The sequence below is a fragment of the Salinithrix halophila genome, from assembly GCF_042650125.1.
Taxonomy (GTDB): Bacteria; Bacillota; Bacilli; order Thermoactinomycetales; family DSM-45169; genus Salinithrix; species Salinithrix halophila.
On the sequence record NZ_JBHSAP010000009.1, the window covers coordinates 752,651 to 776,918 of the forward strand.

At 52.1% G+C, this 24,268-nt stretch carries 20 protein-coding genes, 10 tRNA genes and 2 rRNA genes; 7 read left to right on the plus strand and 25 right to left on the minus strand.

The features are described from left to right. The first annotated feature begins 66 nt into the window (after nucleotides 1-66). The 3 genes from ACFOUO_RS09975 to ACFOUO_RS09985 all read left to right on the plus strand — a co-directional run bounded on the left by ACFOUO_RS09975 (nucleotide 67) and on the right by ACFOUO_RS09985 (nucleotide 2,282). Nucleotides 67-972, plus strand: coding sequence for a zinc dependent phospholipase C family protein (locus tag ACFOUO_RS09975; protein ID WP_380704726.1), 906 nt, complete (start codon nucleotides 67-69; stop codon nucleotides 970-972). Nucleotides 973-984: 12 nt separating this feature from the next. Beyond that, nucleotides 985-1,989 (plus strand): aldo/keto reductase, encoded by a 1,005-nt coding sequence (locus ACFOUO_RS09980; protein WP_380704728.1) that lies wholly within the window; start codon nucleotides 985-987, stop codon nucleotides 1,987-1,989. Nucleotides 1,990-2,132: 143 nt separating this feature from the next. Next, a complete protein-coding gene (locus ACFOUO_RS09985) occupies nucleotides 2,133-2,282 on the plus strand; it encodes a hypothetical protein (RefSeq protein ID WP_380704730.1) in 150 nt (49 codons plus the stop codon). A gap of 4 nt (nucleotides 2,283-2,286) precedes the next feature. On the opposite strand, the gene ACFOUO_RS09990 is transcribed toward ACFOUO_RS09985, so the two are convergent. The 4 genes from ACFOUO_RS09990 to ACFOUO_RS10005 form a co-directional block, all read right to left on the minus strand. After that, a complete protein-coding gene (locus ACFOUO_RS09990; protein WP_380704732.1) occupies nucleotides 2,287-2,526 on the minus strand; it encodes a spore germination protein in 240 nt (79 codons plus the stop codon). Nucleotides 2,527-2,747: 221 nt separating this feature from the next. After that, nucleotides 2,748-4,319: a GMC family oxidoreductase gene (locus tag ACFOUO_RS09995; protein WP_380704734.1), complete on the minus strand. Its 1,572-nt coding sequence runs from the start codon at nucleotides 4,317-4,319 to the stop codon at nucleotides 2,748-2,750. Further along, nucleotides 4,312-4,911 (minus strand): gluconate 2-dehydrogenase subunit 3 family protein, encoded by a 600-nt coding sequence (locus ACFOUO_RS10000; RefSeq protein ID WP_380704736.1) that lies wholly within the window; start codon nucleotides 4,909-4,911, stop codon nucleotides 4,312-4,314. Before ACFOUO_RS10000 ends, ACFOUO_RS09995 begins: the two co-directional genes overlap by 8 nt. Nucleotides 4,912-4,915: 4 nt before the next feature. Continuing rightward, entirely contained in the window at nucleotides 4,916-5,308 is a 393-nt protein-coding gene (locus ACFOUO_RS10005; protein ID WP_380704835.1) for a hypothetical protein, read from the minus strand. A gap of 123 nt (nucleotides 5,309-5,431) precedes the next feature. Here ACFOUO_RS10005 and ACFOUO_RS10010 point away from each other — a divergent pair, with 123 nt between their 5' ends. Further along, complete coding sequence (locus ACFOUO_RS10010) at nucleotides 5,432-6,553, plus strand: mandelate racemase/muconate lactonizing enzyme family protein (RefSeq protein ID WP_380704738.1); 1,122 nt, start codon at nucleotides 5,432-5,434, stop codon at nucleotides 6,551-6,553. 41 nt (nucleotides 6,554-6,594) lie between these two features. Here the strand turns inward: ACFOUO_RS10010 and ACFOUO_RS10015 are convergent, their stop codons facing one another. The 8 genes from ACFOUO_RS10015 to ACFOUO_RS10050 form a co-directional block, all read right to left on the minus strand. Continuing rightward, on the minus strand, nucleotides 6,595-7,587 hold the full coding sequence (locus ACFOUO_RS10015; RefSeq protein WP_380704740.1) for an inorganic phosphate transporter: 993 nt from the start codon (nucleotides 7,585-7,587) through the stop codon (nucleotides 6,595-6,597). Then, on the minus strand, nucleotides 7,580-8,200 hold the full coding sequence (locus tag ACFOUO_RS10020) for a DUF47 domain-containing protein (RefSeq protein WP_380704742.1): 621 nt from the start codon (nucleotides 8,198-8,200) through the stop codon (nucleotides 7,580-7,582). Before ACFOUO_RS10020 ends, ACFOUO_RS10015 begins: the two co-directional genes overlap by 8 nt. Nucleotides 8,201-8,457: 257 nt before the next feature. Next, nucleotides 8,458-11,598: an MMPL family transporter gene (locus ACFOUO_RS10025; RefSeq protein WP_380704744.1), complete on the minus strand. Its 3,141-nt coding sequence runs from the start codon at nucleotides 11,596-11,598 to the stop codon at nucleotides 8,458-8,460. Between the two features lie 120 nt (nucleotides 11,599-11,718). After that, complete coding sequence (locus ACFOUO_RS10030) at nucleotides 11,719-13,056, minus strand: HAMP domain-containing sensor histidine kinase (RefSeq protein WP_380704746.1); 1,338 nt, start codon at nucleotides 13,054-13,056, stop codon at nucleotides 11,719-11,721. After that, a complete protein-coding gene (locus ACFOUO_RS10035; protein ID WP_380704748.1) occupies nucleotides 13,053-13,742 on the minus strand; it encodes a response regulator transcription factor in 690 nt (229 codons plus the stop codon). The genes ACFOUO_RS10030 and ACFOUO_RS10035 overlap by 4 nt, the downstream gene beginning before the upstream one ends. A gap of 164 nt (nucleotides 13,743-13,906) precedes the next feature. Continuing rightward, nucleotides 13,907-14,236, minus strand: a complete 330-nt coding sequence (locus ACFOUO_RS10040; protein ID WP_380704750.1) for a hypothetical protein — start codon at nucleotides 14,234-14,236, stop codon at nucleotides 13,907-13,909. Nucleotides 14,237-14,307: 71 nt separating this feature from the next. Continuing rightward, a complete protein-coding gene (locus tag ACFOUO_RS10045; protein WP_380704752.1) occupies nucleotides 14,308-15,219 on the minus strand; it encodes a tetratricopeptide repeat protein in 912 nt (303 codons plus the stop codon). 225 nt (nucleotides 15,220-15,444) lie between these two features. Next, entirely contained in the window at nucleotides 15,445-16,794 is a 1,350-nt protein-coding gene (locus tag ACFOUO_RS10050) for a TrkH family potassium uptake protein (protein WP_380704754.1), read from the minus strand. Nucleotides 16,795-16,974: 180 nt separating this feature from the next. Here ACFOUO_RS10050 and mnmA point away from each other — a divergent pair, with 180 nt between their 5' ends. Next, the gene (gene mnmA / locus ACFOUO_RS10055) at nucleotides 16,975-18,063 is read left to right on the plus strand and encodes a tRNA 2-thiouridine(34) synthase MnmA (protein WP_380704756.1); all 1,089 of its coding nucleotides are present in this window, start codon (nucleotides 16,975-16,977) and stop codon (nucleotides 18,061-18,063) included. 112 nt (nucleotides 18,064-18,175) lie between these two features. On the opposite strand, the gene ACFOUO_RS10060 is transcribed toward mnmA, so the two are convergent. Next, entirely contained in the window at nucleotides 18,176-20,302 is a 2,127-nt protein-coding gene (locus ACFOUO_RS10060) for a S8 family serine peptidase (RefSeq protein ID WP_380704758.1), read from the minus strand. Between the two features lie 217 nt (nucleotides 20,303-20,519). On the opposite strand from ACFOUO_RS10060, the gene ACFOUO_RS10065 reads away from it, so the two are divergent. Beyond that, entirely contained in the window at nucleotides 20,520-22,037 is a 1,518-nt protein-coding gene (locus tag ACFOUO_RS10065) for a glycosyl hydrolase family 18 protein (protein ID WP_380704760.1), read from the plus strand. 206 nt (nucleotides 22,038-22,243) lie between these two features. Here the strand turns inward: ACFOUO_RS10065 and ACFOUO_RS10070 are convergent. The 6 genes from ACFOUO_RS10070 to ACFOUO_RS10095 all read right to left on the minus strand — a co-directional run bounded on the left by ACFOUO_RS10070 (nucleotide 22,244) and on the right by ACFOUO_RS10095 (nucleotide 22,973). Further along, nucleotides 22,244-22,320, minus strand: a tRNA-Arg gene (locus ACFOUO_RS10070). A 3-nt stretch (nucleotides 22,321-22,323) separates the two neighbouring features. Beyond that, a tRNA-Leu gene (locus ACFOUO_RS10075) sits at nucleotides 22,324-22,411 on the minus strand. Nucleotides 22,412-22,416: 5 nt separating this feature from the next. Then, a tRNA-Gly gene (locus tag ACFOUO_RS10080) sits at nucleotides 22,417-22,491 on the minus strand. Nucleotides 22,492-22,675: 184 nt separating this feature from the next. Next, nucleotides 22,676-22,752, minus strand: a tRNA-Arg gene (locus ACFOUO_RS10085). 3 nt (nucleotides 22,753-22,755) lie between these two features. After that, nucleotides 22,756-22,843, minus strand: a tRNA-Leu gene (locus ACFOUO_RS10090). A 56-nt stretch (nucleotides 22,844-22,899) separates the two neighbouring features. After that, nucleotides 22,900-22,973, minus strand: a tRNA-Cys gene (locus tag ACFOUO_RS10095). Nucleotides 22,974-23,030: 57 nt separating this feature from the next. Between ACFOUO_RS10095 and ACFOUO_RS10100 the strand changes: the two genes are divergently transcribed. Next, nucleotides 23,031-23,459, plus strand: coding sequence for a YugN family protein (locus ACFOUO_RS10100; RefSeq protein ID WP_380704762.1), 429 nt, complete (start codon nucleotides 23,031-23,033; stop codon nucleotides 23,457-23,459). A 1-nt stretch (nucleotide 23,460) separates the two neighbouring features. On the opposite strand, the gene ACFOUO_RS10105 is transcribed toward ACFOUO_RS10100, so the two are convergent. The 6 genes from ACFOUO_RS10105 to ACFOUO_RS10130 all read right to left on the minus strand — a co-directional run. Then, nucleotides 23,461-23,534: transfer RNA gene (locus tag ACFOUO_RS10105), tRNA-Trp, on the minus strand. A 9-nt stretch (nucleotides 23,535-23,543) separates the two neighbouring features. After that, nucleotides 23,544-23,619 (minus strand) — tRNA-Thr (locus ACFOUO_RS10110). 8 nt (nucleotides 23,620-23,627) lie between these two features. Continuing rightward, a tRNA-Phe gene (locus ACFOUO_RS10115) sits at nucleotides 23,628-23,703 on the minus strand. A 67-nt stretch (nucleotides 23,704-23,770) separates the two neighbouring features. Next, nucleotides 23,771-23,865: transfer RNA gene (locus ACFOUO_RS10120), tRNA-Ser, on the minus strand. 10 nt (nucleotides 23,866-23,875) lie between these two features. Next, a 5S ribosomal RNA gene (gene rrf, locus ACFOUO_RS10125) occupies nucleotides 23,876-23,992 on the minus strand. A gap of 68 nt (nucleotides 23,993-24,060) precedes the next feature. After that, nucleotides 24,061-24,268 (minus strand): 23S ribosomal RNA (locus ACFOUO_RS10130); the annotation flags it as partial.

Sequence of the window (24,268 nt, forward strand, 5' to 3'; positions counted from 1 at the left end):
TGCAGCGGGGTTAGCGAAATAGGGTACATCATGGCTGTCGAAAATCATCAGGAAAGGAGACTATCCATGCCTAACGTCTGGAGCCACATCCTATTCGGTCGTGCCGCCCTGAAACATTCTGGATCTCCCCTGCCCTCTGATCCCAACCCCTTTCATCTCGGGTGCCAAGGCCCTGATTTTTTGCTCTACCATCATTTTTGGCCATGGAAGCGGGGGCATGAGGTCAGCAGCCTGGGAAGCGCGATTCATCGCGATCACTGTGGGCCCTTTCTCTTAGACCTGATTGATGCTGCAGTGGAACATCCCGGTATGCGGGATTATGTATCGGGGTTTCTCACTCACTACATCCTGGACCGGCGAACCCACCCCTATATCGTGTACCGCTCGGGAGACGGAAAATACAAACACCAGAAACTGGAGGTGATCATCGATACGCTCCTTGCTGAACGGCTGGAGGGTATCCGTACTTGGAAAACCCCCGTCGTTCCTTGGATCATCATCGGTTCCCGCTTTCCCCGCCAATGGGTGGAGGTCCTACAATGGACCGCACTTAAACACTTCCCGGAAGAAGCCGGGACGATTTCCCCCGAAGATTGGAACCAAGCTTACCGAGATATGTTGAAAGCATTGCGTTTCTTTTTTGATCCCTGGGGAATCAAATGGCTTCTGACTCTGGGCTATATCTCTCCCTTCCGTTACCGACCCGTCCACGACGGCAACGACTACTTGAACGAACGGCAAACAGAATGGCTCCACCCTGCCCAGCCAGAGGAAAAACACCGAGAAAGTTTCCTCATGCTATGGGAATCCGCCCTTACAGAAGCATCCGACCTGCTTCAGCAAACACAGGCTTTCTGGAAAAGGGAGCTCTCCTTGGAAACTCTATCGACCCATATCGGTGACCTCTCCTACGACACCGGGAAACCCTCTTCTTCCGGCATGAAAAACCAGATCGCAGAACCGATCGTGTGAAGGAGGATCATCATGGAAAAGGAACAACTCGGTCAATCCAACCTGCAGGTATGCCGTGTCGGATTGGGCACTTGGGCGATGGGTGGATGGATGTGGGGCGGGGCTGATGAAAAAGAAGCGGTCGCCGCGATCCGTTACGCCCTCGACATCGGGATAAACCTGGTCGACACCGCCCCCGTCTACGGATTCGGTATTTCCGAAACGATTGTCGGCCGTGCGGTTAAAGAGTCGGGCAGACGGGAGCATACCATTCTCGCCACCAAGGCCGGGCTGGAATGGGACGGAGAGGAGCGTATCTGGCGCAACGCTTCCTCAAAACGGTTGGAAAAAGAGCTGGAGGATAGCCTGCGTCGCCTCCAGACCGACTATATCGATCTGTACCAAATCCATTGGCCTGATCCGGAAACTCCGATCGATGAAACCGCAGAAACCCTGAACCGATTTTATGAAGAAGGGAAAATCCGGGCGATCGGCGTCAGCAACTTCGACGCCGATCAAATGGAAACTTGGCTGAAAGCCGCCCCGCTCCACAGCAACCAGCCCTGCCTCAATCTGTTCCAGGATGCGTTAAAAGATACCGTTTTCCCTTACTGTGATCAGAATCAGATCGGCACGCTCACCTGGGGAACTCTGGCCCATGGTCTTCTTACAGGGAAATTTGACGAGAGCTCCTCTTTTCCTCCCGACGACCTTCGCCATCACCACCCGATGTTTCAGAAAAAACGGTTCCAGCAATATCTGACTGCCGTTTCCAAACTGAAGGACATGGCTCGGGAGAAAGGGAAGACCGTCTTGCAGTTGAGCATTCGCTGGGTATTGGATCAGCCCGGTGTCACATCCGCCCTCTGGGGCGCTCGCCGACCGGAACAGCTGAAGGAATTGAAAGGGGTCTTCGGGTGGAAACTGTCCGCTGCCGACTTGAAACAGATCGACTCCATCGTGAGGACTGCCGTTACCGACCCTCTTCTTCAAGAATCTCTCCAGGGGCCACCAGCAAAGTCGACAGTAAAAAGGTAAGAGAGAAACGGAAAAACCCGCCCCTGGGGCGGGTTGAAGATATTGACAAACCCCAGCGTAGGGGTGCGGAGCTGGATTTCCGACTCCGGGCCTGTCCGCTCCGTGTCCTCTGGCTCCAACCAGCGGCCAAAGGAAAAGCATGTGTGGCTGCAAAAAGGTTGGAGCCTCTGGATACTCCACTGGGTGGTCGGTGCCAACAGGCGCTCCGCCTGAAACCGGCCCACCTTCGCGGTGTGGAAGAACTTTTCCAGCAGTCTCAACCCGCCCGAGAGGCGGCTTTTTTAATGAAATAGCCCCTCACCCTCGGCGGGCTTTCCCCAGTTTGGACCTCACTGTTACTTGATCATTCACATCATGGTCATTAAATTCATTCACTTGTTTAGAGGCTATCGCACCAAAATCCCCGATGATGGAAGCACTTCCTGCATATTTTTGGTTATATTGGGCCGCGATGTTGATCGTGTTCCCAAAACTAACCGTTCCAGCCCCCGAAATATTGTTTTGCTCCAAAATTCCAATATTGTTGAAGGTCCCCATACCATCCTCCCTTTCCAATTCATCCGTTACCCAAACTGCTAATCCCCAGGGACAATCCCCCTTTGCCCTATCCTATGAAGGAATCTACGGAATGGCGAGGGCCGTCGGGCAAACTCCGCCAGACCCCCGACAACCAGAAAAGGGATGTTTCCCCACGCCCCCGATGGCATATTAGGCGGTATCCGCAACAGGCTTTCCTGTCGCTTCCCGAAAGCTAAGAATCAAAGCTCCCGCAAGCGGGCCTTTTCCTTGATATAATCGGCGGAACGGGCTGCGAGGGCCATCACCGTATTCGTCGGGTTGCCGCCCCCCGAGGTCACGAATGTGCTTGCGTCACAGATGAATAGGTTGGGAATATCATGGGTTTGCCCGTATGAATTAACCACGGATGTGGCGGGATCGTTCCCCATCCGGCATCCTCCCATGAGGTGGGCGGTATCCGGAACGGTAAACTCGGGGGTACCCCCGGCAGCTCGAATAATGTCGCTCATTTTGTCCACCGCATGACGGATCAGCTTCCTGTCATTTTCTCCGTAGCTGAAGGTCACCTTCGCCCGGGGCATCCCGTTTGGGTCCTTTTCTTCCGACAGGGTAATTCGGTTGTTCGGGTCGGGCAGGACTTCCCCCACCAGGGTAATCCGTCCGTAATAATTATAATCCAGCATCACTTTTTGCAAGGCTTCTCCCCATAGCGGGCCGCCCTCGGATTTGGCGATCGCAGTCGCAAAGGCCACTGGACGCGCCCCGTGGGCATGGAGGGTGTAACCCTTCACAAAATCATTTTCCGGGTCGGTGCGATAAAAGGCCTGAGTGGTTGCCAGTACAGGCGTTCCTTTGTATAGACGGATCTCCCGATCAAATTTTCCGTATACATCATGGCTGCTGTGGGGCATGAAGGCTTTGCCCACCCATCCGCTGCTGTTGGCCAATCCATCCGGAAACCGAGCATCGGCAGAATTGAACAACAGACGCGGGGTTTCTACCACATAAGCGGACAAAATCACGACCTTTGCCTTCTGTTCATAGGTTTTCCCCTGATGGAGAAAACGGACGCCCGTGGCCCTGCCTGTCCGATCCGTCAACACCTGGGTTACCATACATTGAGATAGGACTTCCGCCCCGGCCTTTATCGCCTTCGGGATATGGACAATAAGGGTGCTAAATTTCGCATCAGGCATACACCCCTGGTTGCAAAATCCCCGGTTGATACAGGGCGGGCGTCCTTCGAAAGGGGCGGACAAGATCGCCAGCGGTGCTACCACGCTTTTGATCCCCAGCTTGTCACATCCATTCTGGAACATATAAGCATTGGGGCTCAGCGGCTCCCGCTCCGGGTAAGGGTAAGGCCCGTGAAAGTTCCCCCAGGGAAAGTGTTTGGGACCGGACACCGCGATTTCCTTCTCAATCTTGTCATAATAAGGGGCGAGGTCTTCATAATCGATGGGCCAGTCTTCGCCCACTCCATCGAGGGTTCGTGACCGAAAATCGGCATCCTGGAACCGCAGGAATACACCCGTAAAATGGACAGTTCCCCCGCCGACACCCCTCCCGCTGTTGTTATGCCCCATCGTGAGAGGGTCCTTACCGTCAACAATCCGGGTCTCCTGCCAGCCGAGATTTTTCATCGTCAATTCATCGCTGGCGAAGTCCTTCTGGGGATCACGCATCGGACCCGCATCCAAAACGACCACTTTCATTCCGGCCCGGCTCAATTCATGAGCCAGCACCCCTCCTGCCGCCCCGGCACCAACAATCACGACATCCACTTCTTGGTCGCCATATTTTCTATTCATTTTCGGGCTGCGCCTCCCATGGATCCAATTGCCCCAGTTGGGTCCTTACATAACCCCTGGGGTAAGCGGGCCCTCCATAACCGATTTCAGACCAGACTGTCGGATGGGAATAACAGGCCTCTACAGAAAGGTTGAGCATTTTTTTAAAGAAAGGCACCTGGGGGACCTTCTCCCAGCCGGTATCCTGAGGAGCTTGCCCCCGGCTCACTTCAGACAGAAGGTCCTTCTGTTGCTGTCGGTCCAGTTCGGTAAAGGAACGGCCATAGGTTTTTTCCGCAGTTTGGTCCAGAGCCTTTAACCCTTTTCGGACCAATTCTCCAGCCTTCGGGACATGGGGTTCCCGCTGCCCCTCACCGATCGAAGAAGCCAGTGTCCGATCAATGTGGAATAAGACAAACCGGATCAACTCTTTTCGACTCTCCCCGGTAAGGAGAGAACAGACTGGCTGCAAAATTGCTGCCTCCCTTTTTTTCAAAAAGCGATATTCCGAAGAGGCCTCTAATCGGGAAGTAACAATCCGTTGGGTATGATCATCCCAGTGATCTTTTTCCCTCATGATGTCAAAAGACGGGTAGTGCGTTTTCCTGTCCATCCCTTCACCTCCAGTAGACCGCGACGAGACCCAATCCACTCAACGCCGTGAACATCAATGGAAGGACGATGGGGGGGCCGATCAGGAAGTTTCGCAGTTCCCATCCACCCACTCGAATCCCCACTCCGCGAAAGTGATAATAAAACCCGATCAACCCGTCGAGAATGCCAAACCACATCAAGATAAGAAAGAGGGTACTCAACCAGGAAGTCCTATAAAAAGTAAACACCATGCCCACCACAAAAAAGAGGGGAGCCGCCAATACCGGAATCCACATCGCCTTATGGTGAAAGTTCTGGCGGTAATGAAAGAATGTGACCTGGACGGTCATCATCATAAAAGCCAGACTGACAAACAAGATCAGAATACGGTCCAACGGCCAACCAGCCCAGTTCATTGTCATGCCCCTTTCCAGGAGATGATTTCTATTCATCCTTATTGGTCCCCCATCCTTATCGGATCATACGAAAAATTTCCCAAGACATACTAAGGATCGACAGACAAGCGATGGAGGGAAGACATGATTATTGAGCAGGTGGAGACGTTTCCGTTGTTTTACCGTTTGAAAGAACCCTACGGAGATGCCAACGGATATAAAGCATACCGAACGGCTTTCCTGTTTCGGGTCCGTACCCGCTCGGGGATCGAGGGGTGGGGCGAGTGTACGGATTGGCTCCCGACGTTGGAAAAAGGGTTTCGAGAGCGGATTATTCCTTACTTAGTGGGGAAAAACGCCGCCAACCGATCTCAGCTCGTCACGCATATCATGAAGTGGCATCCCCGTTCAGCAGCGGGAGTCAGCATGGCCTTGACGGAAATCGTGGCCCGATATGCCGGGTTATCCGTTTGCGACTTGTGGGGTGGCCTACAAAGGCGGAACGTTCCTGTGTATGCCTCTTTCCAATCCTATACCGACCGCCCGGACTGGATTGCCCAATCCCTGGCCATGGTGAAAAAGGCTGTGGCAGAAGGCTATCATCAGGTGAAGGTCAAGGTCGGTGGCCGTCCCTTGAAGGAGGATGATCAACATATCTCCTCCTTGGTGGACTGTCTGAGAGGAACGGATGTCGAAGTGGCCATCGATGCCAACCAAAGTTATGATGCGGCTACCGCCCTTCGATGGAACCGGTTTTTTCAACGCTGGGATCAGTGGCTGTGGTTTGAGGAACCGCTCCCCCTGGACCAGATCCGGGATTATCACCTGTTGCGCTCCCGTACCGTTATCCCCGTGGCAGGGGGAGAAAATCTTTCGGGGACCCGACAGTTTCTACCCGCGGTCAGGGAAGGTGCCTTCGATCTCCTTCAGCCGGATCTCCTTCACGTCGGGGGCGTAGATGCCTTGCGGGATACCTTACAATTAGCCCGGTACCATGGCTTGCGGGCTTCTCCTCACGCCTTTGATGGGGCCCTCTCCCGTTGGTACGCCATCCTGGCTCAAGCCTGTCTTACGCCTTGGAGCAAAATGAATCATCCATCAATTGAACCTGTTGAGTGGGATGGCATGGATAACCCCTTTTCCTCCCTCCTGTCGGTCCAGCCTGTTGCGGGTACGGTTTCCATTCCCCAAGGTCCTGGAATCGGAGCTGAATGGGATATGGAGAAACTCGAAAAATACCGCTGGGACGGATCCATTTACCGGTAAACCGCACAAAAAAACCGCCGTTATCGGCGGTTGTATGGTTTCTATTCGAGAACTTTCAGCACCTGGTAAATCAGCCACGCCATCAAAGCTGTACCAGGAAGGGTGAGAACCCAGGCATAGAGGATTTTACCGGCGATCCCCCAGCGAACGCCCTTGACCCGTTCGGCCGCCCCCACCCCGATGATGGAACCGGTAATGGTGTGCGTGGTACTGACGGGTACCCCGATCTTAGCGATCGTAGCGAGCAGGGCAGCAGCTGCCGTCTCAGCGGCGAATCCCTGAGGCGTGTCCAGGTGGTTGAGGCGCATCCCCAAGGTTTTGATTACCCGCCAGCCACCGATGGCCGTCCCGAAAGCCATGGCAAGACCGGCGGACAAGATTACCCAAAAAGGAACCTCTATCGTGTTCAAGAAGCCGCCGGATACGAGGGCCAGGGTAATGATCCCCATTGCCTTCTGGGCATCGGAAGCACCATGGCTAAAGGACATAAAGGCTGCAGATAAGATCTGAAGCGGGCGAAAAAGGCGCTTTACTTTAGATGGAGGAGAATTTCGGAATACATTTTGAATCAATTTCATCAAGAGGTATGAAAACAACGCACCAAGCAGTGGTGACACCAAAAGAGCGATCAGGACCATCAGGATCCCGTCCATCTTCAGCGCGTCTACCCCTTTAAAGGCCAGGGCAGCACCGACCAGGGAACCGATCAGGCCGTGTGAGGCGCTGACCGGCAACCCAAGGAGGGTCATGACGGTATTCCATATAATCGCCGACAGCAACGTGGCGACAATGACCAGTTGCGTGACGTCGTTCGGATCGACGATGTCTCCCCCGATTGTCTTGGCCACGGCAGTAGAAAAGAACGCACCCGCCAGATTGAGAACAGCTGCGAGCATGAGAGCTTTGGCCGGCGTTAATGCACGGGTGCCGATAACTGTGGCGATCGCATTGGCCGAGTCATTCCACCCGTTGGTAAAATCAAAGATCAGGGCCAAGACGACAACCAATACGATCAGCACTGTCGGATCAAGCATACTTCATGACCACGCTTTCCAGGACATCAGCCAGATCCTCAGCATGGTCGGTCACCTCTTCCAGCTTCTCGTACAGTTCTTTCATCTTAATCAGTTCGATCGGATCCGTCGGGTCTTCGAACAAAGAGCCGACAGACTCACGCATCAGGCGGTCACCCTGGTTTTCCAGCAGATTAATTTCAACCACGATATTTTGGATGGAGGCGAAATCCCGTTTTTCCAGGGCAATAAAAGCTTCCTGCAGGAATTCAGCCACTTTCTCCAGCAATTCCGCGAATTGCATTAAGTAAGGTGTTGTCTTTTCTACATGGCAGTATACAAACCGGGAAGCGCAGGCTTCCACACCATCGAGAACATCATCCAGTTTTACCGCCAATTCCATGATGTCTTCCCGGTCCATCGGTGTGACAAAGGTTTGGTTCAATTCCCGAAGTATAATGTGGGTGAACTCATCGCCTTTGTTCTCGAGATCTTTCAACTTCTCGGCATACGCTTCTTTGTGCTCAAGGGTCTCCACATTCTGACGGAACAATTGCATGGCTTCCACAATATTGCCGGCAGCTTCCACAAGCGTGTGGTAGAAGACCGAGTCCTTCGAACGGTTAAAAAACAAAACCGATTCCCCCTAATGATTGACGGTTTTTTTACCAAGCATTAAACCTTACTCAACCGGTTTTCATCAATCCTCCCTTATCATAATCCTTTTTGAATAGAAAGCAAACAACCTCCATCAAATTGATATAGTACCATCGACTAATTTCCTTGACAACGATGGAAAAAAAGGAAGCCCGAAGGCTTCCTGGGTCAGTAACGCTCCCGGTCTCACTGGTAGTATAACCAACCCGGTCGAACCGATGCGGGGCAAATCTCTCACCGAGCGGCAGAGTCGATACGGCCTTCTCCATCCGGGATCCCTCGGCGGTCGGGATCTGCTGCCAAGCGGCGGGTGATGGAAAACATGGCGGGGAGAAAGACTGGCAAGATCAGAACGGCTAGGAGGAAAAGCCCGATAATCACTACCGTCGCGATCTGGAGAAGTGTCAACACCCCGGATGGGTAAAGGGCCGCAAAGGTTCCTGAAAGGATGACTGCTGCAGAAAAAACGACTCCGCCTATATTTTTGGATGCCTCAATGATCGCTTCACCAGGAGTGAGATGACGGTACTCCAGGTACCGCATCATCAGAAAGATACTGTAGTCCACCCCGAGAGAAACAACCATGATCAAGGAGAAAAAGGGTACCGTCCAGGTCAAACCCGGATAACCCAGCAGGTCTGAAAAGATCAACTCTGTCGTAGTCAGCGCCGTGAAGTAGGACAGGATCAAAGAACCGATGATATACACGGTGTTCCAGAAGGAACGGAGTATCCACAAAAGGACAAGTGATATTCCGGCCAGCATCAAAAGGGCGGTCCGATTAAAATCCGAGGTGGAAATACGTTTCAAATCCCGATTTTGCGATGATATCCCACCTATACCGAATTTCCCGTCCTCATAATCCGTATTTTGAAGTTTGGCTGCAACGGTACGGTCCAGATCCGCTGCCGTCTCCATCGCACCCTCAGAGTAGGGATCCCCGTTTAGCACGATGTTCCATTGCATGGTCCGGCGATCGTCGGACATATAGGCATCCAGGGCTTTTCTGAATTCCTTTCCTTCCCGGACCTTCTTCGGGACAAAGAAAGTCCGGGAAGCATCAGAACCGGATAGATCACCCAGGTAGCCCTCTGCCTCTCTCAACCCCTTTTCAATACTCCCCAGCCCATTGGAACTAGAAGCTAGGCCGTTTTGTAATTTTGACAGATTGTCGTCCAGGGTACCAAGGCCCTGAAATAGCTTTTTCTGCCCGGTGTTTACTTTGCCGAGACCGCCTTTAATTCGACTCAAGGCTTCCGTCACCTGGGACTGGCCAGCGGTTCCTTTCTTTAATCCGGCAACCAGAGCGGCGGAACCCGTATTTAACGCGTCAAGCCCTTCCACCATCCTTTTCTGACCGGAAGTAACCCGTTTTAAACCGGCATTGACTTCGGCAAATTTCCGATTGGTGGCACCATACTCCCTGTTGAGCCTCTTAAAACCGGTATCCAACCGGTTCACTGCAGCGATCAACCCGTCGATACTGGCTTCGATCCTGCGGATATCAGGATCATTATCCATACCCGGTTTGTTCCGTAAAGCCGCAACCTGATGCTTCAAGCCGATAAGGGCGGGTTGAAGCCCCGCCACACCCATCTCGACCTTCCGATATTCACCGCCAAAGGTTTGATAGCCCTTGTACAACTCGTTATATCCGTTATGCAATCGATCCGTAGAAACGGACAGCTCCTTCATACTCCCCCGAAGGGCCGTCAAGCCGGAATGGATCTTCTCTGCCCCTGCTGCTCCCTGGTTGAATCCGGCCTGAATTTCTCTCATGGCCCGATTCACATCCCCGATCCCAGCTCGGGCGGCTTGGGTGCCGGTGATTAGCTCTCCGGCGCGGGAGAAGTCTCGGTCTCCTCCTTCCAGTCGCTGGCTCGCTTTATCCAGCCCTTTTTGAATATCACCGGCTCCTTCCCCAGCTTTTTCCAGCCCTTCTTTCGTCTGTTTCGTCTGATTCTGTACATACAGCTCCCTGATCGGCTCCCCTTTGGGACGGGTGGGTCCATAGACGGTATCCACTCCTGGAGATTGCTCCATCGCTTCCGTGATCTGGTCAATAAAAGCAAGCGACTCCTTCGAGTCGAGGGGCTGGTCATTCTTCCACACCACCTGGGCGGGCATCGTCTGACCGGGTTTGAACTCGTCGGCAACAATATCGAATCCTTTCACCGACGAATAGGACTCATCCACTTCTTCCAAGCTGTCGTAGGAAAGTTTCCCCTCGTAAAAAAAGAGGACGGGTACCGTCACGAGGGTAACGATCAAGAGGGCGGGCAAGGGGCGGCGATAGGAGAAAGCAGATAGGAAGGCCCAGATACGGCTTTCCCGGTGTCTCTTTGCCGTCTTAACCGGCCAGAACAACTTCGCCCCTATCAAGGACATAAAGACAGGCCCTAGTGTTACCAATGAGGCCCATAGAAAAAAGATCCCGATCGCGACAGCCACGCCTGCCTGATAAATGGAAAACTGCGCCAACCCAAGACAACTGAACCCGATCAATACAGCCAACCCGCTGTAAAAAACCGTTTTTCCAGCAGTCTTGTAGGTAACGACAATCGATTCCGCCACGGATTTGCGTTTATTCAATTCTTCCTTAAAGCGGGAGAAAAGCAGGATATTATAATCCGTCCCAATCCCGAATAGGACAAGAACGAGGAAAATTTGCGTAAAGTTGGCGAAAGGAAAGTCGAATTGGTCCACGAGATGAGCGACTGTTCCCAGGGAAACCACATAAGCAAAAGCGACAGTTACCAGAGAGACTAACGGTGCCACAGGCGACCGAAATACGAGAATCAAAACAATGATGATGAAGGCGACAGTGAACACTTCCGTCTTGCGTACCCCATCCAGAGTGGTACGAGCAAAGTCCTCATTGATCAGCTCGCTCCCGGTCAAGTAATGATCGACCGAAACCTTAGCAAGGGCTTTGTCCAGTCCGGTACGCACCTCCTCCACTGTCCGTTCTCCCCTGTCAACGGTGAGAGAGGCCAATACTGTACTTCTGTCTTTGGACAGAAATCGTTCTTCCAACTCCTTTTCTTTAAAATGGGTCAGCACTTCATTAACGCCGAGTTCCTTGTCTGCTTCCAGCGCTTTCAGTGTTGTTTCCACTTCTCGGAGGTGTTCCCTCGTCATTTTCCCGTCGGAATGAAAAACCGCCAGAACCGTCATTTCATTTCCACCTGACGAAGGGGTCAGCTCTTTCTCCGTCAGCTCCTCCGCCACTTGGGAGGAGTATCGGTCGGGAATTTCGGGGGTTCCCTTTTCCCGTGTCAATTCCCCTAGATCGGGCATAGTAACCAGGGCCAGGAGAGCGACTGCTGCCCAGCCCAGGAGGATAAACCATTTCAACCGAATAATCCTACGCATGATCAACCTCCCCACTCCCTATCCAATATCGCACCAGTGTAGCAATTGGATATAAAACAAAAATGAAGCAAAAATGAAAAAAAATGAAGGTTAAAAGGCTTTTCAACAACCTAATTACCTTTACTCTCCAGGGTCGAGAGGGAGAGTAAAATGCACCCCCAACCCGCCCGATTTTACCTGGTAAGCGTAGATCTCACCCCCGTGGCGATCCATGATCGACCGGCAGACGGCCAGCCCCAACCCGGTTCCGCCCCTCTCGTACCGTCGGGACGGGTCTCCCGTAAAAAAGGGCTGGAACAAATGAGGGAGATCGTTTTCAGGCACACCGACTCCATTGTCCTCAATCCGAATCCAAACCCGATCCTTCTCGGAACCTCCGACCATCACCACCATTAGATCCTTCCGCCCTCCATAACGGACCGCGTTACTGATTAGATTGGCAAAGACGCGTCGGATCATCGGTTCATAGAGGCGTATCCGCAATTTCCTCCCAAATGAATGGCTCCACTGGAATTGGTACCCTAGACCCGCCAATTCCGCTTCATACTCTTTCGCCACCGATTCGAAGAATTCCGACACCTGTACCGGCAAGAGTTCCACCTGGGGAAGCATCCCCTCATTCCGAGTAAAATCGGAAAAAGCCTTCACCAACTGGGTCATCGACTCCGCCTTACGGCGGGCCAACTGCAAGTATTCGCCCCGCTCTTCTCCCCCACGGGACTGCTGGGTGATCAACAGCTCCAGAAAGCCATTGATTGAAGTCAGCGGTGTCTTCAGGTCATGAGCGATGGCGGCCACCATGTCCACTTGTTCTCGATGGGCTCGGTGAAGGCGCTCCTCCATTTCCCCGAATCGGCGGTATAACTCCCCAATTTCATCACACCTCCCCCGTCCGGTAAGCGGGGAAAGGGAACGGCCCGGCCTCACCTCATCCAGCCTCCGATTTAGACGGGTGAGAGGACGGGTGATGGATGTATTAAAATAGAGAGCAAGCAGGATGAGCAGGCCCGCTAGAAAGACGAGCAAAAAGGTGAGTGTATCCGTCAGTGCCTGCCCCAATCCCACGTCTTTCTCGGTAACCGGCCGTTCAACCCGGATGAAAGCGACCGTCTTCCCTTCATCCCTTACCGGGTACCAACGCAGATCGGTGCTTTTTCCCTTTACCGGAGTCCGTGCCGATGCCAGGATCCTGACAGCTCCTTGATCATAGAGTCGAAGGGAAATTCCTTCCCCGCGGGATGCCCTTTCCAGGTAATCCTTCATCGCGGTTTGATTCGGATAGAACCGAGCCAACTGATCGGCAATCCGTTTCTCATGTGCCAAGTACTCTTTCCGCTGCGAGTATACCCGTTCCCAGATTTGTTCGATCACATCTAATCGGAGATAGAAGACAATCACAAAAAAAAGGATCAAGCTCAGCAGAAAAAAAAGCAGGGGAATCTTCCATTTCAACTTCATTCCCCAGCCCCCTCCCCGATGAATTTGTATCCCACTCCCCAAATCGTTTTGATCACGTCTTTGTTCAATTTTTTTCGCAGATTTTTAATATGGACCGTGACGGTGTTCATATCTCCACCAAATTCATCTTCCCATACGTGTCGGTAGACTTGTTCCCGTGACAAGACCCGGTTCGGGTTTTGCACCAGATAATGAAGAATTTGAAATTCCTTGGCGGAGAGATCTACCTTGCGACCGTCGACGAAGGCCTCATAAGTGCTCTCGTTCACGACGAGAGAAGCACTCCTCGATACCTTCAACCCACGCAAATCCTCCCGCATTCGTTCAACCCGACGGAAATGGGCTTTCACTCGTGCAGCCAGCTCCTGGACGCTAAAGGGTTTCGTCATGTAATCGTCAGCCCCGATCTCTAACCCCACAATCTTATCAATTTCCCGGTTGCGAGCACTTAAGAGCAAGATCGGTACGTGGTCCGTCTCCCGGATTCTACGGCAGGTTTCCAATCCATCAGGCTCCGGCATCATAATATCCAGAATGACGAAATCAATCCGCCGTTGCCGGAAGGCAGCCAGTGCCTCCTCCCCGGAGAAAGCGGGGATCGCTTCAAATCCCTCATATCTCAACGTCTCACCCACTAGGCGGACAATATCCCGATCATCGTCCACCACCAAAATCGTTTTATCCACCACTAATCCCCCGTTTCCCTCGGACGTATAAATTCCTTTTCTCTCGTCAAATCCTCCCTCCCATTATAACGAAATGGTTAAAAATAATGGAGGATAAGAGATTTTTTTACTGGGATGGGCACCAAACCAAATAAAAAGCCCGCGGAAGACGATCCGCAGGCTTTTTATGAATGGATGCTAGCTGCAATAAAATTGCCTTCAATGTGTAGGAACAGAACATTGAGATCAGCAATGCGGCTGGAGATATCATTCATCTCCTCCAAAAGATGATAGAATGCTTCATCGTTCTCAGCCTGATGAAGAGCTTCGAACCGATCCATGTAGATTTCTTCAAAGGCTTTAATCCGGGGAGGAATCTGGGCGCAGATTTCCTGGCATAAGAGTTCAAATTCCTGTTGCTCTCCCTCAGAGAGAGACTCGTATTCCACATAAAGCACCGGGCGGTCCACCCGGAGCCGTTCATCGTGGACCCGTTCATAGGATGGAATAGCCATCGACTTCACTCCGGTCTACCATTTCCTCTTATCATAGACCTTGACGGAGCAACAAACAAGGGGAGGGTTGTCTAGACCCGACTTCCTACTTTCCCCTCTAGTTGATGAATTTTCAGCTGGAGCATCGGTTGGTAGTTAGCTTCACAAAAGGGAAGCATCTCTTCCACCACTTCCACTGCCTTGCGTTCCTGCCCTTTTTCATCCAAAACCTGGGCATAATCCAGTCCACTGAATGGCGTCAAGAATTGAGGCGTCCAATAGGATTGGGAAAATTGAATGAGTTCCTCATCAAAGGAGTATTTGCGGAGCAAAGAGGAAACGGTCATCGCCACCACTTCCTCCTCCCACTCCGGAAGCCCTTCTTCCCCGCGATAGGCACGTGTTTTCTCTATAGAGGACCTGAATTCCACCATCGCCTCCTCTACTTTTCCCTGAGCGAGGTAGATCCGGCCCAGTTCTAGCTGTGGCCACCAAGACTCTTCCAGCTCGGTATAAGGTTTCAGGAGTTCAACCGCTTGTTCCGCATCTTTCGCGGAATGAGCGAGCAAACGGAGCGCAGTTGCCTGATTGGGTTCTTTCTCCAACCCCTTTTGAAGAGCTGTAACCGCTTTCTCTTCCGACTGGCCCGCATAGAGACGAGCCAGATAGGTGTAAGCCACCCCTCGCTCCGGATAACGCCGAACGCATTCTTCCAGGACAGCCTCTGCCTCGGTGTTCTTATCCTGCCGCTTCAGGATGAGTCCTTTCAAAAGCAAGGCTTCTTCCGCTCGACCGCTCAACTCTAAAAGCCGATCCGCACCCTGGTCTGCTTCATGCAGAAAGCCATCCCTATAAAGCTGAACCGTAAAGGCATATAGGTTTTCTGGGTAATCCCAGTCCGCCTGCAGGTTTTCTGGAATGACACGTTGACGGAATTCTTCCCGGTCGGTCCAGATCAGACGGCCCAATTCGTCAAACAGAGGGATACTCTTGTTCTCCGCCACATCCCATCCTCCCATCTTTGCTAATCGTTGATCGACCCTGATAAAGAAAAACAGTATGTACGTCCTGTGCTGAATAAGCATTCAGTGAGCTTCTTTATTAGATATATCATGTTTTAGCGGTGAAGAAAATACTACCCTTGACCCATGTTTGTCCTACCTGAGTGGACCTGATACCCTAGTCACTCTCCCAACCATAAGGCAACGAGCACCAGAGCAACCCACTTCTTAACCTATCAGGGGTCGCTCTTCCGGATGGCGATAAGGCGGTTTTACCATGCGTTTGGCTACGGCAAAAGCAATGGTCATCGGACCGAGACGACCAGCGAACATCGTGAAGATGACGAGGAATTTTCCTGTCTCCGACAGCTCCGGGGTCACCCCGAGGGAAAGGCCGACAGTACCGAATGCGGATACCGTTTCAAAAAAGACATGGAACACGTCAGAGGACTCCGTAATCGTCAGTAACATCGTCATGATGGTAACCAAGGCCATCGATGCCACCGAAACAGTTAGGGCTTTGTATATCTGACCGTGGGGAATCCTGCGACGAAAGGTGACCACATCATCATGCCCCCGAACCATCCCCCATACGGCGAGCAGAATGGCGACAAATGTAGTCGTTTTGATCCCGCCCCCCGTCGAACTCGGAGAAGCACCGATGAACATCAGTAAAATAATCAGAAACTGGGTCGCCGGGTACATAGCCGCCAAGTCGAGGGTATTAAATCCGGCGGTCCTAGGCGTTACTCCCTGAAAGAAAGCGGCCATAGCGGCATCTCCGAAGCCAAGCGCCCCCAAGGTATCGGCATTCCCCCATTCAATCACCAGGATCCCCCCCACGCCGACAACAGTTAGGCAGAGCGTCGTTACAAACACCAGCTTGGTATGGAGACTAAACCGCCTAGCATACCGATATTGGAACAGCTCCACGAGTACGACAAACCCAATCCCCCCGATAATAAACAAGCTCGCCAGGGTAAGGCTGACAATCGGATCACCGACAAAGGCGGTCATGCTACTAAAGGGACCGAATTGATCACCCATCAGATCGAAACCCGCATTATTAAAAGCAGAGATACTGTGGAAAAGAGCGTAATACAACCCCTTCAAGCCAAATTCCGGCACCCAGCGGGCGGCTAGGATCAAAAAGCCGATCCCCTCGAAAAGAGCGAAAATAATGACCATGTACTTAACCAATTGGACGACGCCGCCCAATCGGTTCTGATTGTAGGCTTCCGTGAGGATGAGCCGTTCCCGCATCCCCACCCGCTTTCCCAACAGAAGCGCGAAAAAGGTGGCAAAACCCATGAATCCAAGACCACCGACCTGAATGAGGATCATGATGACCACTTCGCCAAACGTGCTAAAGGTCGTTGCCGTATCCACCACAACCAGTCCTGTCACACAGACGGCGGATGTAGCCGTAAACAGTGCATCCGTAAACGAGAGAGCCGCCACCCCCTCCGTGGCAATCGGAAGGGACAACAAAACAGCCCCGATCAGGATGACAGTGGCAAATCCCAAGACGAGGATTTGGGGTGGTGTCAGGCGAAAAAGCTGGCGAGTAGGTGACATAATCGATTCCCTTCTTTCGGTACAATCCCTGTGTTATACTATGTTGAATGGGTTTTCTCGCCCAAGATTCCTATTCCGGACAGGAAAAAACCGGCCGCCAATTCGGCTTGATTACGATTATAATCGAGTGGGTACCCTGGAACAAGCATCACCCACAACAAGAACCAGGGGGTGATTTCTATGAGTCAGAAAAGATCACGTGTCATTCTCGGGATGTCCGGTGGTGTCGATTCATCGGTAGCCGCTCTGCTCCTTAAAGAACAAGGATACGACGTCGTCGGTTTGTTCATGAAGAACTGGGACGATACCGACGAAAGCGGCTACTGTACCGCAACGGAGGATTTCGAGGACGTCCGCCGCGTCGCCTCCCACATCGGCATCCCTTATTACTCCGTCAACTTTGAGAAAGAATACCGGGACAAGGTATTTTCGTATTTCCTGGAGGAATACCGAAATGGACGGACACCTAACCCCGATGTGATGTGCAATAAAGAGATCAAGTTCGGTGAGTTCCTTAACAAAGCTCTCCAATTGGGAGCCGACACGATCGCCACCGGTCATTACGCAAGGGTGGAGAAAGTAAACGGTCGTTTTCGCCTTCTCCGGGGTCAAGACCGCAATAAGGATCAGACCTACTTTCTCTACACATTGGGACAGGATCAATTGGCCCGGACGTTATTCCCAATCGGTCATCTAAACAAACAGGAACTGCGCCAAATCGCCGAGAAAGCGGGCCTCCCCACGGCGAAGAAAAAAGACTCTACCGGCATCTGCTTCATTGGGGAACGCGATTTCAAAGATTTTCTTTCCAGCTATCTTCCAGCCCAACCCGGAACGATCGAAACACTCTCTGGTGAGGTAAAAGGACGCCATGACGGCCTGATGTACTACACCCTAGGCCAACGCCAAGGCCTCGGCATCGGTGGCGGAGGTACCGGTGAACCGTGGTTTGTGGTCGGAAAAGACTTGGAAAGGAATGTCCTGTTGGTGGAACAAGGACATGACCACCCCGCCCATTTCTCTAACGGTCTCATCGCCGGAGATCTTCACTGGACAGACCGGATGGAACGGAGAGACCTCTTCTCCTGTACGGCTAAATTCCGTTACCGCCAAAACGATCAGGGAGTTCGGGTAGAGCCCCGTCCTGACGGAACTTGTCGCGTTCTCTTCGATGAACCTCAACGGGCCGTCACTCCCGGTCAATCCGTTGTCTTCTATGACGGCGACGAATGTCTCGGAGGCGGAATCATCGAATCCACATGGAAATAGGATATCTGAACCAAAAGTCCCGTCTGCGAACGGGATTTTTTTGCATCCGAATCCTTCCCTTCCTGATTAAAAAAACCGCTCTCCTCGAGGAGAGCGGTTTAGACTTATTCACTTACCGGTTAACAGTACGGTAATGATACGGGATGCGGATTGTTTTGCCGTCATCGTTTTTGATGCGGATATACCCTTGTGAATCGGTGTCCGTTTTACCCGTCCCTTTTACCGTGGCCGTGAAGGTTCCGGAACTTCCTTGTTCCAGCCGCATGGAGGCCGCACTGACGTCCACGTTGTTGCTGGAAGAGAAGCGATACACCTGTTTCTTATCGGAAGTGTTTTTCAGGTCCACCGTGATCGTCTTTTCCTCACCCTTTTTCACCAGGCCAAAGCTGAGGCTAGCGGGTGTTGCCATCGCCGGTGTATCCAGAGCATTAGCTACATTGATGACACCTCCGCCCACTTCCAGAGGAAGAGTCGGGCCGCCTTTGATGTTGGTACCGGTGCCGATCAACGCCGCCTTGATTTCCTGTGATGTCCAATCCGGGCGGGCATGTTTGAGGAGAGCAGCCGCTCCTGTTACATGGGGGGCTGACATGGAAGTTCCGTTGTAGGAGGAAAGGCCGCCGCCGACCACACTGGAGTAGACATTCACTCCCACTGCCGCCACATCGGGTTTCAAGGTGTAGTTGACGGTCGGGCCCCGGGAAGAGAAGGAAGCTAGCGACTTTCCGTTTTCACTGTCGAATTCTTCCAAAGCAGAAGGATCCATGGAAACAGTACTTTCGCTTCCTTTGAGGAGCCATTCACCGTCGCGCTGGGAAATCATGACCACAGGGATGGTTACCTTATCTTGCACCAGCATCGCCGAAGGGTCACCGGGAACATTGTTAACGATGATGACCCCTGTTGCTCCCTTCTGCTGAGCGTTATAGGCTTTATCGGTGAAGGGGCAATTCCCTCGTTTGATAACGGCCACTTTCCCTGTTAAATCGTCTGAAATACCGGAACAGGCCTCGCCGTTATCATCGGTTACCACGGCCAGTGGCCCACTGGTTTTCTCCCCGATTTTGCCGCCCGGATTTGCGGTGGCTATCGGTATGGACTTTTCCTGTCCGTCCACAGTCACACTTATTGGCTGCCCGATAAAATGACTATTTGCCACAGCCGCAACCGTAATCACTTTGTCAGCGGTCCCAGGAGAGCCGATGGTCATTTCGCCGGGACCACTGTTTCCCGCCGAGATCACGGTGGTCATCCCTGCATCCATCGCGGCGTTCACAATCTCCGCCAGCAAATCGAAACCAGGTTCCGCCGGCCCCCCTAGACTCAGGTTGGCCACATCCATCCCGTCCTTCACAGCAGCCTCCACGGCAGCAGCGATATGGATGCTCTCTGCTTGGCAACTATCACAAGGGAATACATTGTAGTTGCCAAGATAAGCCTTGGGAGCCACACCAGAGAGAGGCGTTTTTGTTGCTCCACTAGGATCTTTGAAACCTTCCACCCCGGCCACCGTTCCCGCCACATGGGTACCATGGCTGCCGATCGCTTGCGGAGTCGCCTCTGAATCTGGGCTGAATACCTTAGCCACGATCACTTTATTGGTCGTGTATTTCTTCCAATCGGACCTGGAAACTTTCGGATATCCTTGCGGTACTTTCAGCTTGGAATCACGGAAAAAGGGATGGGATTGGTCAATCCCGCTGTCGATAATCGCCACTTTGACGCCATCGCCCTGGTATCCCATATCCCAAAGTGGTTTGTCGGCAATAAACGCATGGCTCTTATTCATTGCCGGCTTATACCGGATGCTTTTGACGACTTTTTTGACACCCGGCCCTTTTTTCAGGACTTCAGGGTTAACGTTATTCGCTTTGACAGCGATCCCGTTCAGGGTGACGGAATAATCCTCCACGACTTTTACCTTGGACGCTTTTTTGTGCAGCCACTTTTTATAGCTGTTCTGTTTGCCGGAAAGGTATCGCTCATAAGCCTTTACTTCGGAATCCCGTACGTCAAGCTGTTCGCCCTCTGCCACCTGAGTGGCTTTCATTCCTTTGACGCCTCCGTCATAGGTGGCAACAGGTTCATCCTTCAATTGCACGAAATAATAACCGTCCCCTGAGCCCGCTTTTTCAGCTTGATCGCTGTTTGGGTCTAGGGCCTGTGCCGGCATTGCAAATCCGGACAATACGAACACGAACAACAAGGCAAAAATCCAACCACGCGGTTTTCTTCCCATGGTTCTCCCCCTCAAAATTCTTGGAAATGTCTGACGGTTATAAATACGAGGTGGGGTATTCAAAATCCTCCTCATATTAAAAATATTATCCTAAAAAAATATTTTTTTCCTTCGAATCCTCTTTCCTTCCTTCTTTTCCGACATTTTTCACAAATATATATCCATTATCGACAACATTCGATATGATAAGGGAAATACAAGAAGAGGAGGATATTTCTTGAGGAACCATTTTGATCTTCGTCCCGCAAAAAAGAGCTTCAATGATGAAGAACCGCCTGCCACTCCCCGCCATTTCCGTCGCCTTCCCCTTTGGATCTGCCTTTTCTTCCTGCTGACTCTCGGTGGTGGGGGGATATGGACCTTGTCTGCTGTTATGGGTAAGGATCCTTCTGACAGCATGGGTAAAACCAAACGGGAGGGTTCTACCGGGGAAAAATCATCCGGAAATGAAGAATGGTCTCTCCGGCTCAATCCCGGTGAGGAAGAGGAGGAAAAAGATTGGTGGGAGCCGGGTGGCAAAACCGGAGAGGACCTTGTTTCCCCGAAGCTGAATCCCCTCCCGAAGCACACCGACCGTCAGGGAGACACCCGCCAAATCCTTCATAATAACTGGCGCAACCCTGACCTCACCCGAAAGCCTTCTATTCCAGCTACCGCTTCGGTGAAAACAGCGAACCATACACCTTCTTCCTCAGCCCATTCAAGACAGCCAAAAACAGTCGTTCCTGCTCCGTCTTCCCCGGCAGCACAGCAAAACCGGAAAAAGCTTCAGTTCTCTGTCTGGTTTCCTTGGTGGAAGTCCGAGAAAACACTGAAGACCTTTCACTCTCAAAAAGAACAGATTCAAGAGGTGAATTTCCTCGGATACGATGTAACACCTGACGGAAACATCCGCTTGAAGGACGGGTTGAAAAGCGTCCATCCCAAAGCCGTTCGAATCGCCGGAAAAAGTGGGATTCGAATCATGCCCGTTCTCGGTGGCGACTATTCTCCGTCGATGCTCCATAAGCTCCTCACACATGAGAAGAAGAGAAAAGCCCTGACCAAAAACATCCTCAAACAGATAGTCGAAAACGGATATGACGGCATTGAATTACAATTTCAGCCCTTGCTGCAAAAAGACCGGGAAGAATTTTCCCTCTTCGTGGAAGAGCTAGCCACAGCCTTACACAACCAGAGAAAATGGTTGAGTGTCGCGGTTCACCCGAAGACCTCAGAACCAGGGAATTATCCTGCCCAGAAGGCCCAAGATTGGAAGCGGATCGGCCAAGCCGCAGACAGTGTGAAGATCATGGCCTGGAATTACAGTTGGAAACATCCGGGTCCTTCAGTTACTACACAATGGATCGATCAACTGCTTGCCTTCGCCAAAGAGCAGATTCCTTCTAAAAAAATTTACCTCAGCCTATCCTCCTACGGCTATATTTGGCCAGAGGAGGGCAAGCAATTTCCTCTTCTCCACAGCCAGATACCCCAATGGACCGCTGAAGGACACGCCACCCTTAACCGTCAATCGGGAGAAACCTGCTTTGTCACCCGCCAGAGCGGTCGGGAGATTTCCGGTTGTGTACCGAACGGAACCAGCCTGATCGACAAGGTTAAACAGCTTCAAGCGAAGCACCCTGACATCGGGGGTTGGTCCCTCTGGTATCTCGGCGCCGAAGATCCGGATTTTTGGAACGGATATGGGAAAAAAACGCTCCCCCCCCAAAAAAGGAAACTAAAACGCTGGTAACAAGCGTTCCGCTCATATGAGTACCCTTAACTGCATAGGACCGGAGAGTTCCCTAAAAGCCACTTCTTCTGAGCACTCCTGAGCTTAGGCGTTGTCCAAAGCAGAGATGGACTGCTGGCGCTATAACCCAAAAACCCCACGCCTTTTAGACGGGGGGAGTCTCCATCGTATTTCAATACAAAAAAGCACCGGTTTTCCGGTGCTTTTGGCGTGCCCTGGAGGATTCGAACCCCCGACCTTCTGATCCGTAGTCAGACGCTCTATCCAGCTGAGCTAAGGGCACATATGGTGCGGATGAGAGGACTTGAACCTCCACGATCATAATGATCACTAGATCCTGAATCTAGCGCGTCTGCCGATTCCGCCACATCCGCTTACCTGGAGCGGAAGATGGGATTCGAACCCACGGCCCCCACCTTGGCAAGGTGGTGCTCTACCCCTGAGCTACTTCCGCATGTCGTGTTGCTTTCTTTTGACGGCGACAATATATATCATATGACATTTGGGACGGGTAGTCAAGCTTTTTTCTTGATAAAAAATTTCCAGCACGATTAACATGTACCCTTCGCTCATTAGGTACGTGAACCCCTCGTGCTTACTAAACCCGAATAAAAAAAGCACCGGTTTTCCGGTGCTTTTGGCGTGCCCTGGAGGATTCGAACCCCCGACCTTCTGATCCGTAGTCAGACGCTCTATCCAGCTGAGCTAAGGGCACATATGGTGCGGATGAGAGGACTTGAACCTCCACGGTCATAATGACCACTAGATCCTGAATCTAGCGCGTCTGCCGATTCCGCCACATCCGCGTAAGGAAGGAAAACTTTGTACAATCCTTACGGTTCCATCAAAAATGATAAATAGGTGGAGGCGGCACCCGGATTCGAACCGGGGGTAAAGGATTTGCAGTCCTCTGCCTTACCACTTGGCTATGCCGCCTTATCTGAATGAGGATGGGACCGCTGTGGCACAATAAATCCGAAAGGAGGATCCTTGATGATCCAAGTCTCTTCATCCCTTGAAAACCTGGAAGGAAGCTTTGTTGAAATCGACCGCCTAATGAATGAAACAGGTTTTATCCTAGGAGGCGGATACGAATACGATCACGGATATTACGACAAGCCGCTCGATTGGGAGGAAAACAAGGAACACCGCGCCTATCTGCGCGTGCCTGTTACCGCCGTCGAAGGAAGTATCGGTACCCGTAAAGCCACCCTCCGGATCGGTCGCCCCTTTGTGCTAAAGCACCAATACCAAACGAAATCTGACGATCACGCCGGGGTTGGCTTAGTATCCGGGAGCTTCAACCAATTCGCCGAACCGGCTGATAAGGATGACCAAGTGGAACAAAAATGGTTGGAACGGGCCCAGTCCGAACTTCGTCAGTTGGAAGGCCAATTCCAAGGCAAGATGCAAAAGCGATAAATGGCAGGGGCGGCAGGGATCGAACCCGCATTTGAGGTTTTGGAGACCTCTGTTCTACCATTGAACTACGCCCCTACGACGCGTTGGTGCCGGCGAGAGGACTTGAACCCCCAACCTACTGATTACAAGTCAGTTGCTCTACCAGTTGAGCTACACCGGCAAAATCAATGGTGGTTCGGGACGGAATCGAACCGCCGACACGAGGATTTTCAGTCCTCTGCTCTACCGACTGAGCTACCGAACCACAAGTAATTAGCATCTTAACATACTTAGAAAAGAAGATCAAGGCAATTTGCATGAAAGGGAAAAAATGGCGGAGAGGGAGGGATTCGAACCCTCGAGACAGGTTTATGCCCGCCTACACGATTTCCAATCGTGCTCCTTCGGCCAACTCGGACACCTCTCCACAATCAAATGCCTGGCAACGTCCTACTCTCCCAGGGGCTCGCGCCCCAAGTACCATCGGCGCTGGAGGGCTTAACTGCCGTGTTCGGGATGGGAACGGGTGGGTCCCCTCCGCTGTCATCACCAGACGATTGGATTACAGGGTATGCACCCTGAAAACCGGATACGGAAGAAAAGCGTGTAGCTGGAATGAATCCAGGAGAAGTCCTCGACCGATTCGTATCCGTCAGCTGAACGCATCACTGCGCTTACACCTCGGACCGATCTACCTCGTCATCTTCAAGGGGTCTTACTCCCACAAGGGGATGGGAAATCTCATCTTGAGGGGGGCTTCGCGCTTAGATGCTTTCAGCGCTTATCCCTTCCGCACTTGGCTACCCAGCGATGCATCTGGCGACACAACT

Excerpts from the sequence above, each read along its gene's own strand:
- ACFOUO_RS10010 (WP_380704738.1), top strand. The coding sequence starts at position 5,432 with ATGATTATTGAGCAGGTGGAGACGTTTCCGTTGTTTTACCGTTTGAAA.
- ACFOUO_RS09975 (WP_380704726.1), top strand. The coding sequence starts at position 67 with ATGCCTAACGTCTGGAGCCACATCCTATTCGGTCGTGCCGCCCTGAAA.
- ACFOUO_RS10000 (WP_380704736.1), bottom strand. The coding sequence starts at position 4,911 with ATGGACAGGAAAACGCACTACCCGTCTTTTGACATCATGAGGGAAAAA.
- ACFOUO_RS10015 (WP_380704740.1), bottom strand. The coding sequence starts at position 7,587 with ATGCTTGATCCGACAGTGCTGATCGTATTGGTTGTCGTCTTGGCCCTG.
- ACFOUO_RS10050 (WP_380704754.1), bottom strand. The coding sequence starts at position 16,794 with ATGTCACCTACTCGCCAGCTTTTTCGCCTGACACCACCCCAAATCCTC.
- ACFOUO_RS09990 (WP_380704732.1), bottom strand. The coding sequence starts at position 2,526 with ATGGGGACCTTCAACAATATTGGAATTTTGGAGCAAAACAATATTTCG.
- mnmA (WP_380704756.1), top strand. The coding sequence starts at position 16,975 with ATGAGTCAGAAAAGATCACGTGTCATTCTCGGGATGTCCGGTGGTGTC.
- ACFOUO_RS10025 (WP_380704744.1), bottom strand. The coding sequence starts at position 11,598 with ATGCGTAGGATTATTCGGTTGAAATGGTTTATCCTCCTGGGCTGGGCA.
- ACFOUO_RS10005 (WP_380704835.1), bottom strand. The coding sequence starts at position 5,308 with ATGAACTGGGCTGGTTGGCCGTTGGACCGTATTCTGATCTTGTTTGTC.
- ACFOUO_RS10100 (WP_380704762.1), top strand. The coding sequence starts at position 23,031 with ATGATCCAAGTCTCTTCATCCCTTGAAAACCTGGAAGGAAGCTTTGTT.
- ACFOUO_RS10060 (WP_380704758.1), bottom strand. The coding sequence starts at position 20,302 with ATGGGAAGAAAACCGCGTGGTTGGATTTTTGCCTTGTTGTTCGTGTTC.
- ACFOUO_RS10040 (WP_380704750.1), bottom strand. The coding sequence starts at position 14,236 with ATGGCTATTCCATCCTATGAACGGGTCCACGATGAACGGCTCCGGGTG.
- ACFOUO_RS10030 (WP_380704746.1), bottom strand. The coding sequence starts at position 13,056 with ATGAAGTTGAAATGGAAGATTCCCCTGCTTTTTTTTCTGCTGAGCTTG.
- ACFOUO_RS09980 (WP_380704728.1), top strand. The coding sequence starts at position 985 with ATGGAAAAGGAACAACTCGGTCAATCCAACCTGCAGGTATGCCGTGTC.
- ACFOUO_RS09995 (WP_380704734.1), bottom strand. The coding sequence starts at position 4,319 with ATGAATAGAAAATATGGCGACCAAGAAGTGGATGTCGTGATTGTTGGT.